The 9,043-nt window shown below is 64.3% G+C and carries 9 protein-coding genes; 3 read left to right on the top strand and 6 right to left on the bottom strand.

The window, feature by feature from the left end:
- Positions 1–24: 24 nt before the first annotated feature.
- The 6 genes from nhaA to ACNPM8_RS01460 all read right to left on the bottom strand — a co-directional run bounded on the left by nhaA (position 25) and on the right by ACNPM8_RS01460 (position 6,326).
- Positions 25–1,302 (bottom strand): Na+/H+ antiporter NhaA, encoded by a 1,278-nt coding sequence (gene nhaA / locus ACNPM8_RS01485; protein WP_448939124.1) that lies wholly within the window; start codon positions 1,300–1,302, stop codon positions 25–27.
- Positions 1,303–1,388: 86 nt separating this feature from the next.
- Positions 1,389–1,550: a hypothetical protein gene (locus ACNPM8_RS01480; protein ID WP_166650850.1), complete on the bottom strand. Its 162-nt coding sequence runs from the start codon at positions 1,548–1,550 to the stop codon at positions 1,389–1,391.
- 68 nt (positions 1,551–1,618) lie between these two features.
- On the bottom strand, positions 1,619–2,260 hold the full coding sequence (locus tag ACNPM8_RS01475; protein WP_448939123.1) for a GntR family transcriptional regulator: 642 nt from the start codon (positions 2,258–2,260) through the stop codon (positions 1,619–1,621).
- A gap of 88 nt (positions 2,261–2,348) precedes the next feature.
- Positions 2,349–3,836 (bottom strand): FAD-dependent tricarballylate dehydrogenase TcuA, encoded by a 1,488-nt coding sequence (tcuA, locus tag ACNPM8_RS01470; protein ID WP_448939122.1) that lies wholly within the window; start codon positions 3,834–3,836, stop codon positions 2,349–2,351.
- 95 nt (positions 3,837–3,931) lie between these two features.
- Positions 3,932–4,696, bottom strand: a complete 765-nt coding sequence (locus ACNPM8_RS01465) for a response regulator (protein WP_448939121.1) — start codon at positions 4,694–4,696, stop codon at positions 3,932–3,934.
- The gene (locus ACNPM8_RS01460; RefSeq protein WP_448939120.1) at positions 4,689–6,326 is read right to left on the bottom strand and encodes an ATP-binding protein; all 1,638 of its coding nucleotides are present in this window, start codon (positions 6,324–6,326) and stop codon (positions 4,689–4,691) included. Before ACNPM8_RS01460 ends, ACNPM8_RS01465 begins: the two co-directional genes overlap by 8 nt.
- Before the next feature lie 158 nt (positions 6,327–6,484).
- On the opposite strand from ACNPM8_RS01460, the gene ACNPM8_RS01455 reads away from it, so the two are divergent.
- The 3 genes from ACNPM8_RS01455 to ACNPM8_RS01445 all read left to right on the top strand — a co-directional run.
- Entirely contained in the window at positions 6,485–7,468 is a 984-nt protein-coding gene (locus ACNPM8_RS01455; RefSeq protein ID WP_448939119.1) for a Bug family tripartite tricarboxylate transporter substrate binding protein, read from the top strand.
- Entirely contained in the window at positions 7,465–8,031 is a 567-nt protein-coding gene (locus ACNPM8_RS01450; RefSeq protein ID WP_448939118.1) for a tripartite tricarboxylate transporter TctB family protein, read from the top strand. Before ACNPM8_RS01455 ends, ACNPM8_RS01450 begins: the two co-directional genes overlap by 4 nt.
- Positions 8,032–9,043 (top strand): tripartite tricarboxylate transporter permease (locus ACNPM8_RS01445; protein WP_448939117.1); only part of this gene is annotated, 1,012 nt, incomplete at its 3' end.

The raw sequence follows: 9,043 nt of genomic DNA, 5'->3' as shown, positions 1-9,043 counted from the left end.
GCAGGAAGGATGCAGCAGGGCTAGCTATGCAGCAGCCTTGGCTGCCGCGCGGTACGCGCGATTTCGCGACCCGAGCAGCGCCGCGCCGATGACCGCGGCCAGCAGTGAACCGCACAGCACTCCGACCTTCACGTACTGCGCTTCCTCGCCGCCCTGACCGAAGGCCAGCTCGCCGACCAGCAGGGAGACGGTGAAGCCGATGCCTGCCACGAAGGACAGTCCCAGTACGTCAGGCCATTTGATGCTGCCATCCAGCTTGATTCCCGGGAGTCTGGTGATCAGGAAGGTGGCGGCGGTGATGCCCATCGACTTGCCCAGCACCAGGCCGGCAATGATGCCCAGCGCCACCGGGCTGGCCAGCGCTTCTCCCAGTCCGGACAGGCCGCCGACCGGAACGCCGGCGGCGAAGAAGGCGAACACCGGAATGGCGATGATGGATGAGGGAATGGACCACCGGTCCGCGAAGTGGGCGGCCAGGCCTTCGTGGATCGCTTCGCCCTGCTCTGTGCTCCCGGTGGGCACATGCGCCCGCTGGGTGGCAATTACCGGAACCATGAAGCCCAGCAGCACGCCGGCCACCGTGGCGTGGATTCCCGAGGCATGCACCAATGCCCAGACGGTGGCGCCGAGCGGGATCAGGACCCACCAGGCGCGGACCCCGCGCTGCACTGCCCGCGCGCATGCCGCCAGTGGCAGCAGCGCGAGGAGCAGCGGCAACCAGGCCAGGTCATCGGTGTAGAAAATGGCGATGATGGAAATGGCCAGCAGGTCATCGACCACCGCCAGCGTGAGCAGGAAGGTGCGCAGGGCAGGGGGCAGGAACTTGCCCACCACTGCGATCACGGCGATCGCGAAGGCGATATCAGTGGCTGCGGGGATTGCCCAGCCGTTGATGGCGGAGCTTCCCGATGCGGAGATGACAAGGACGTAGAACAGTGCCGGCAGCGCCACGCCGCCTACGGCTGCGGCCACCGGAACGATCGCCGTGCGCGGATTGCGCAATTTGCCGACAACGAATTCTTCCTTGAGTTCCAAGCCGACAACGAAGAAGAAGATGGCGAGCAGGCCGTCAGCGGCCCAGGCTCCGACCGAGAGATTCAAGTGCAGGGACTCGGGGCCGAAACGGAAGTCGCGCAACCCCTCGTACCATGGGGCTGCAGGGGAATTGGCCAGGACCAAGGCGGCGAGGGTGGCGCAGAGCAGCAGCAGCCCGCCCATCGAGTCCTGCTTGAGGGTTTGGCGGATTCCACGCCACAGGGCGTGGGGTGCTTGGCGGGATACGCCAGTTGAGGGGTATGGCAAAGTAACGGGTCTTTCTGGGATCCGGGAAAAGGGCACGAGGGCGCGCGGAATCCACCGGAGAAAAACCAGGAATCGGGACCGCGCAACTAGTGGCGCGGTGGCGGGCAGCCGGCGATCTCGCCGTGGGCGTTGGTTCCCCAGGAACTCAACCACCCATTGGTGCCGCTGGCTAGCTTGGTCAGCAGTTTTCCCTTGGGGAAAACGGCAGCGAGAAGCCGCTGCGCATGCGTTGAGACAACCAGAGCCATGCTTCCAGTCTACAGACCAGCGATGCATTGGCCTAACTCGAGACGTCCCGGCTGCCGTGGGCCCGACGCTAATGCATCAGGCTGGCGAACATCTTCAAGCGCAGCGCCTTGGCGGTGGCCATGTGCGCCTGGATGAGTCCGCAGGCGTTGGCGCTGTCGCGCTCGCGGATGTTGTCCACGATGCACTGGTGCTCCTCCAGCGCTTCGGTCCACCGCGAGCCAACCGAGAGCGTGGATGTCGGGGCATGGATCTGGTGGGTGGCCAGGCGCTCCAGCAGATCCTCCAGCACCGGGTTGTGAGCGGCGCGCCAGAGCGCGCGGTGGAACTCGATGTTGGTGGCCAAGCGGGTGGCGTCATCTGGTTCGGCCAGTGCGCGGTCCCGGTCAACCAGGGCCTGCAGCCGCATGAGGTCCACTTCGGTGCGCACCGAGGCGGCTTCCTGGGCGGCCTGGCCTTCGAGCAGGATGCGCAGGTCGTAGACCTGCATGATCTGTTCGGGGTCGATTTCCTTGACGAAAAGACCGCGGGCGCGGCGCTCCAGCAGCCCTTCATGCAGCAGGCGGGTCAGGGCTTCGCGCACCGGGGTGCGGGAAACTCCAAAGCGTTCTGCCAGGGCGACCTCGCGCAGGGCATCCCCGGGCTGGAATGCGCCTTGCAGCAAGTCGTCCTTGAGCTGGGCATGGATTGAATCCGAATCGAGCTTGGCCATGATCCCCATTCTCGTCTAAGGCTGGATGGCGGGTAAAACCATTGTTCCGCCAGTACAGGCGTACTGGCGGAACAAGGGGATTTAGTACTTAGGCAAGGTTACCGGCACGCCGGCCGAAGACCACACCGGCAGCCAGGCCGGAACCGCCCGGGTAGTTGGCCGAGAACAGGCCGCCGAGCATTTCGCCGCAGACGTACAGGCCTTGGATGATCTCGCCGTTCTCGTCCAGCACCTGGCCGTCGGTGTTGCCCTTCAGGCCACCGAAGGTGAAGGTGATGCCGCAGGTGACCGGGTAGGCGTAGAACGGGCCGGTCTCAAGCGGGTTGGCCCAGTTGCTCTTAGGCGGAGTTACCTTCGCGGCGCGCCCATCGAGCACGTTCGGGTCGTAGACGATGGAGGTGTCGATGGAAGCATTGAATTCCGAGACGGTCTTGGATAGCGCCGCTGGATCCACGCCGATCTTCTGCGCCAATTCCTCAACGGTGTCGGCGATGACCTCGGAGATCTCCGGCATCTCGTACTCTTCGGCGCGCAGCATCGGACGCAGCGAAGCGTCGAAGACCTGGTAGGCGATGGAGTCCGGCTGCTGCAGGATCACCTTGCCGTACTTGGCGTAGGTCAGGTTGCGGAAGTCCGCGCCCTCATCCAGGAAGCGCTCGCCGCGGTTGTTCACGATGATCCCCAACGGGTAGGACTGGCGGGTCAGGCGGTTGGTCAGCTCGCGGTTGGATTCGTTCTTCGGGGTCAGCGCGTCCCATTGGACCGAGTGGCAGGTGCTCCAGTCCCCGCCCTTGGCGGCGCCGATTTCCAGGCCGGCGGCCAGCATCTCGCCATTGTTGAATGGGGTGCCGCGGACCTTGGCGTTCTGCCAGCCTTCGCCCAGGTGCTCCTGGCGCCATTGCGGGCTGGATTCGAAGCCGCCGGCGCCGAGGATGACCGACTCGGCGCGCAGTTCCTGCTCTTCGCCGTTGGAGCGGACCTTGACGCCCACCACCTTGCCCTCTTCCACGATCAGGCCGTAGACGTCCTGCTCGAAACGGACTTCGGTGCCCAGCTTCCGGGCTACTTCCAGGTGGTCCTTCATCAGGCCTTCGCCGCCGTCGACGTTGCCCACGTGCAGGCCGCCCCAGAACAGGTAGCCGCCCTCGGGGGTCTTGTAGGCCTGGCGTTCGTACATCAGCCGGTACTTCAGGCCCAGGGACTTGAGCCAGCGCAGGCCGGGTGCTGCTTCCTTGACCAGGACTTCGGTCATTTCCTTGTCGTTGCGGCCTTCGGTTACCTTGGCGATGTCGCCGGCGTAGTCGGCCTCGGAGTAGGGCGGAACTTCGGAGAGCGGGTGGCGCTCATCGAATTCCACCAGATCCTGCAGGTCTTCCAGGCCGTTGTGCGCGATGCGGGTTGCGCCTGCGGTGTAGTAGCTGTTGCCGCCGAACTGGTCGCGCGGAGCCTTTTCCAGGAGCAGTACCTTGCGGCCTCGGGTCACTGCTGCGTGCGCTGCGGTGAAGGCAGCGTTGCCGCCGCCGACCACGATGACGTCTGCGACGTTGGCAGCGGTTTCCTGAGCATGGGTTGTCATGGGATGGCCTTTCGGAAATGAAGACGTGGGAAAACGTGGATCCGAAATTAGTGTATACACTAATGTGCATTAAAAGCCAGTGGAGTGCAGGAAATTCAGCCGACCCACGAATACCGGTGCTCGGGACGGCCTGCCGAACCGTAGCGCGGACGCAGCTGAGCCTTGCCCGCCGTGACCAGGAAGTCCAGGTAGCGCCGGGCACTGACCCGGGAGATCCCGCAAATTTCGGCAACCTCCAAGGAAGACAAGGTGCCATCCGGCTGGCCAGGTGCGCTGCGCAAGGCTTCTCCGACCAGTGCCATGGTGGGCGCGGTGAAGCCCTTGGGCAATCGTTCGGTCTGGGCGCCGGTGACGGCCCCGGGTGCCAGTTCGAGGACTTCGGGAATCCTGGCCTCCCCTCGTCCACTGGCGGCCTGGAGCAGCTGGTCGATCTCGGCCTGGCCCAGCTCGTCGATCTGCTCCTCTGGCTGCGCCACCGCTCCGGGCTGCTCCGAAACGCGCTGGGCATAGAGCGCCAGACGCTGCTTGAACTCGTCCACGGTGAAGGGCTTGACCAGGTAATCCTCGACGCCGTGGCCCACTGCTTGGCGCACCGCATCGCGTTCATTGTTGGCGGTAATCATGATGACGTGCGCGTCGGACCCAGCTGCGCGCAGCTGAGCCAATACTTCCAGCCCGGTCAGATCCGGCAGGTGCACATCGAGCAAGACCAGATCCACCTGCCCGGATTGCACAAAGGGAACCATGCCGGAACCGCGCTCCAGCACTCCGACCACTTCAAAATGCTCCATGCCCTGCAGGTAGCGGCGATGCAGCCCGGCCACTGCGAAGTCGTCATCGACCACGAGTGTCTTAATCATTGAAGTAATCTCCTTGCGCGGGAACGGGAATGCTCTGCTTAACCATAGGTCCCTTCAACGGAGGCCAGGCGGCGATGACCTCGGCTCCGCCCAGATCGCTGGACCCGAACTTCAGCACGCCACCGCGCCGGGTCCGGATGCGGTCGACCAGGGCCAGGCCGATGCCCCGTCCGTGGACTGCCCCCGGCGCCCCGGTTTTGCTGCTGTAGCCAAGCTGCACCAGGCGGGCCGCGTCGCCTTCCTTGATGCCCGGGCCGGAATCGCTGACCGCGATGCGCATGCCGGTGGGCCCGGCGTTCAAGTGCAATGACACCACGCCGCCATCACCGGCGGCCTCGATGGCGTTGGCCAGCAGGTTCGCGGCGACGGTGATGGCATCGTCGTCAATCGCGGTTCCGGGCACCACCGCGGAGAACGGGTGCAGTTCCAGCCGGACCCCGGCTTCGCTGGCCACCGCCTGCTTGGCTACGAACAGCGCTGACAGGGTGGGGTCGCCCAGGTGCGTTTCCGGATGCTCGCCGCGAGCGCCGGAGAAACGCTGGATATGCTCCTTGGCTTCTTCGTATTCGCCGATGGACATCAGCCCCGAGAGCAGATGCAGGCGGTTGGTGAATTCGTGGGCCTGGGCGCGCAGCGTATCGGCCAAGGACCTCTGGCCGCGCAACTCGCGCAAGGTCTCTTCCAGCTCGGTATGGTCGGTCAAGGTCAGGGTGCGTCCATAGTGCTTGGGACCCAGCATCGCCTCGCGGCGGGTGGCAATCAGCACCCGTTCTCCGGAAAGCACGTTCTGCACCGATTCGGCCTCGGGGGAGTCGCTGCGCAGCAGGTCCACCAGGCTCTGGTCCAGGACCTCTTCGGCTTGCTGGCCTACAGTGTCCTCGGGAAGGTCCAGCAGCCGGCGCGCTTCTCCGTTGACCAAGGTGAGCCGGCCATTGCCATCCACGCCCAGCACGCCGTCGCTGACTCCGTAGAGCACCGCCTGCTGCGCCTGCTTCAGCGAATCCACCTCTTCGGGATCAACCCGGTAGATCCTGCGGATGGCCCGTTCGGCCAGCGCGGCCGCCAGGGAGCCGATGGCCACGGCCAGGATAATCCACGGCGCGAATGCCCAGACGATATCAACCAGGCTGGCGCGCACCTTGCTTTGCAGGATGCCCACGGAGATGGTGCCAACGATCTTCCCCTCATCGAAGACCGGTTGCTTCACCCGCAGGGTGACGCCCAGGGGGCCTTCCTCCACGCCCCTGAAGGTTTCGCCGTTGCGGATGGATTCATGATCCGAGGAAACCGGCTGGCCGATGGACCCGGGATCGGGGTGGGCCACGCGGATGCCGTTCAAATCGGCAATGGTCACATAGTCCACTCCGGATGCCGATTCGGCCAGGTGGGCCAGCGGGGCGACGACTTCGGCTGCGTTTTCGGGATCTTTTGCCAGCGCGTGGCCAATCGGGGCCAGCTGGGCCGTTTCCTCGGCCACCAGGGCGACGCGGCTGAAAGCGCTGTCCTCCACCCGGTTGATCTCGAAGCGCATCACGATCACCGAAACTGCCAGCAGCGTGATCAGCACGATGGCTAATTGCAGGAACAGGATGCGAACCCGGAAGCGCTGGCTGTTCTTTATCCATTGCATGGTGGACCCGCTTGCTCCCGTTGTTTTTATTTTCTTAATTGCCCGTTATGACCAGAACCGCATTCCCGGTGTGTTTCGGCTCACTTTGACTGCACACTGGGAAAGGCCGCACCGGGAATCGGTGAGGTGAATCACTAACAATGAGGTTACGGAAAATGGTGAGCAAACGCATCTTGAGCCGGTCCCTGTACGGCGTTGTCGTCGTGGCGGTAGCGGGATTCGCATTCACCAACGCGGCAGCGTCGGGCGGAGAGTCCTCGGCGCGGAACAAGTTGGTCATCATGGCCCCTGCCTCGCCCGGCGGCGGCTGGGACGGCTTCGCCCGTGAAGCCCAGCAGGCACTGAAGTCCATCGGCGCAGTGAACAACGTGCAGGTCACGAACATCCCCGGAGCTGGCGGCACCATCGGCTTGAGCCAATTCGTGCAGATGACCGGGCGCCACGACATGCTCATGGCCACCGGCGGGGTGATGATCGGCGCCATCGAGCTGGCCAACTCCGAAGCCACCATGAAGGACGTGGAGCTGGTCGCGCGCATGTCTGATGACTACGCGGTGCTGGTAGTGCCGGCCAAGTCCGAGATCAAGACCCTGGACGAGTTCATCGCGGCCTGGAAGAAGGACCCGGGGAAAACCTCGATTGCCGGCGGTTCGCTGGGTTCGATTGACCACCTGCTCACCGGTGCGGTGGCCCAGGAAGTGGGCATCGACCCGTCCAAGGCCAACTACATCGCCTACTCCGGCGGCGGCGAGGCACTGACCTCGATGCTGGCAGGCACCACCGTTGGCGGCATGTCCGGCTATAACGAAGTAGCTGACCAGATCGAAGCCGGAAACCTGCGGGCGCTGGCCATCTCCTCCGAAGAACGGCTGCCGGGGGTCGACGTCCCGACCTTCAAGGAACAGGGAGTTGACGCGGTCATGGCCAACTGGCGCGGCTTCGTCGGTGCCCCGGGCATCACCGAAGAGGACAAGCAGGTCTTCGTGGACATGGTCCACGAAATCCATGAATCCGAGCAGTGGAAAGATGCGCTGGAGCGCAATAACTGGACCGACAGCTTCATGATCGGCAAGGAATTCGAAGACTACGTAGACAGCGAAATCGAAGTCACGGAACAAATCGTCAAGGGACTGGGACTATGAGCATTCAAGCACCCCAAGCAACAGAAGGCACCGGCAACGGCACCGGCACCGGCCGCAACGCCGCCCCTGCCCAGAACTTCTTCAGCGGGCGCAGCGAACTGATCGTCCCGGCTCTGGTACTGGCCCTGGCGGTCTTCCTGACTTGGCAGACCGCCACCATGGAGGTACTGGGAAAGTCGGTCCCCGGCCCGCAGTTCTTCCCGACCATCGTGTGCGTGCTGCTCTACGGCGTGGTCATTGCCCACACCATCCAGATTTTCCGCGCCCCGCGCGGCGGCGCAGCCGCGCCGGCCGCGGAAGAAAAGCAGTACAAGACCCAGTCGGACTGGAAGACCATGGGCATGGTGGTTGCCGGCGTCATCGGCTTCATCCTGATCCTGCCTTATGCCGGCTGGATCCTCAGCGCGGCAGCCCTGTTCTGGGTCGTTGCCCGCGCACTGGGCAGCAAGAAAGCGCTATTCGACGTGAGTATTGCACTGCTCTTCTCTTGCGTGATCCAGCTGGCTTTCAACGCCGGACTGGGATTGAACCTGCCTGCGGGATTCCTGGAAGGACTGCTCTAGATGGAACAGCTCAATCTGCTGCTTGAGGGATTCTCAAACGCACTGACCCCCATGAACTTGCTGTGGGTGCTGCTTGGCGCCCTGCTGGGCACCGCCGTAGGCGTGCTGCCCGGCCTGGGCTCGGCGATGGCCGTGGCGCTGCTGCTGCCTATTACCTTCTCGCTGGATCCCACCGCGGCATTCATCATGTTCGCCGGCGTCTACTACGGCGGGCTGTTCGGCGACTCCACCTCCGGCATCCTGCTCAATACGCCGGGCAATTCCTCGGCGATCGCCTCGACCTTCGAAGGCCACCGGATGGCCCGCAACGGCCTGGCCGCCAAGGCCCTGGCAACTGCGGCCATGGGCGCCTTCATTGGCGGCCTGCTGGCCACCACCGTCGTGGTGTTCTTCGCCCCGACCCTGGTCAAGCTGGCCACCGCTTTCGGTCCGGCTGAATACTTCGCGCTGGCGGTCTTCGCCTTCCTTGCAATCTCCTCGGTAGTCTCCGATTCCATCGTCAAGGGCCTGGTGGCCCTGGGCATCGGTTTGGTCTTGGCCATGGTCGGGGTGGATGGGCCTTCGGGAACCATCCGCTACACCCTGGGCCTGCCGCAGCTCTTCGACGGGATTTCCATTGTGGTGATCACCGTAGGCCTGCTGGCCCTGGGTGAAGTACTGCACATTGCCTCGCGCATCCACCGCGATCCGGAAGCCGTGAAGATCAAGCCAAGCGGCCGTCCGCGCCTGCACCGCCACGACATCAAGAAGGCCCTGCCGGCATGGCTGCGCGGTACCGCTTTCGGCCTGCCTTTCGGCATCATCCCTGCTGGCGGTTCCGAGGTTCCGACCTTCCTGGCCTACGGCACCGAAAAGCGCCTGGCCAAGCGCCGCGGCGATATCGAATTCGGCCAGATCGGTTCCATCCGAGGCGTGGCTGCTCCGGAAGCCGCTGGCAATGCCACCGCCGGCACCGCCATGGGCGCCTTGCTGGCCCTGGGCCTGCCCACCAGCGCTACCGCGGCGATCATGA

This window comes from Glutamicibacter sp. AGC46, assembly GCF_053543715.1.
The sequence above is the reverse complement of the archived record's forward strand: the minus strand, read 5'-3'. Positions and strand labels throughout refer to the sequence as shown.

Bases quoted from the DNA above. Each gene is read 5' to 3' on its own strand.
- ACNPM8_RS01475 (WP_448939123.1), bottom strand. From the start codon at position 2,260: ATGGCCAAGCTCGATTCGGATTCAATCCATGCCCAGCTCAAGGACGAC.
- tcuA (WP_448939122.1), bottom strand. From the start codon at position 3,836: ATGACAACCCATGCTCAGGAAACCGCTGCCAACGTCGCAGACGTCATC.
- ACNPM8_RS01465 (WP_448939121.1), bottom strand. From the start codon at position 4,696: ATGATTAAGACACTCGTGGTCGATGACGACTTCGCAGTGGCCGGGCTG.
- ACNPM8_RS01480 (WP_166650850.1), bottom strand. From the start codon at position 1,550: ATGGCTCTGGTTGTCTCAACGCATGCGCAGCGGCTTCTCGCTGCCGTT.
- ACNPM8_RS01460 (WP_448939120.1), bottom strand. From the start codon at position 6,326: ATGCAATGGATAAAGAACAGCCAGCGCTTCCGGGTTCGCATCCTGTTC.
- ACNPM8_RS01450 (WP_448939118.1), top strand. From the start codon at position 7,465: ATGAGCATTCAAGCACCCCAAGCAACAGAAGGCACCGGCAACGGCACC.